This window comes from Corallococcus sp. 4LFB (assembly GCF_046520365.1).
In the GTDB taxonomy this organism is placed as follows: domain Bacteria; phylum Myxococcota; class Myxococcia; order Myxococcales; family Myxococcaceae; genus Corallococcus; species Corallococcus caeni.
The window spans coordinates 1-798 of sequence record NZ_JBKGHJ010001141.1 but is presented as its reverse complement, the minus strand read 5'-3'; the positions used below and the strand labels follow the sequence as shown (position 1 = coordinate 798).

Genomic DNA, 798 nt, shown 5'->3' with positions numbered 1-798 from the left:
AGCACGTGCTCCGTCTCCGACAGCCTCACCAGCGTCGCGCGGAACAGCGGTCCCTGGCTCAGGTCGAACGGGCGCAAGACCTGGGCCTTGGCCAGGGCGCGAACCTCGGCTTCACGCTGTGCTTCCGGCAGGCCGTCCAGGGCTGTGCCGGTCCACTCCAGCTCCCCAGCCGGTGACACCACCTGCGACGGTTGACCGTCGTGGACCTGGAACGTCGTGCGCAAGGCTTCGTGACGGCGCACCAGCTCCGTGAAGGTGCGGCGCAGTGCTTCGACATCCAGCGTGCCAGTGAGGCGCACCGCAGCCGGGAGGTTGTAGGAGGCACTTCCCGGCTGGAGTTGATCGAGCAGCCACAACCGCTGCTGCGCGAAGGAGAGTGGCTCACGGCCCGTGCGGGCTGTCGCCACGAGCTTCGGCACCGCGTCGCCTTGCTTCGCGGACTCGACCTTGAGGGCCAGCTCCGCGACCGTGGGGGACTCGAAGAGGGCTCGCAGCGGCAGGTCGATGTTGAAGGCCGTGCGGATGCGCGACACCGCCTGCGTCGCGAGCAGCGAGTGGCCACCGAGCTCGAAGAAGCTGTCCTCCACCCCTACCTGCGTGGCGCCCAGCACCTGCGCCCAGATGCTCGTCAGGACCTCCTCGGTCTTCGTGCGCGGCGCCACGTACTGGCGCGTGCGCTCGGCGCCGGCCTCCGGCTTCGGCAGCGCCTTGCGGTCCACCTTGCCGTTGGCGTTGAGGGGCAACGCCTCCAGCACCACGAAGGCCGACGGCACCATGTACTCCGGCAGCCGTCCCTTC

Annotated in this window: 1 protein-coding gene; it reads right to left on the bottom strand. The window is 69.5% G+C overall.

The window, feature by feature from the left end:
• Nucleotides 1-798: condensation domain-containing protein (locus ACLEQD_RS44585; protein WP_410391952.1), on the bottom strand; the 798-nt coding region annotated here is incomplete at both ends.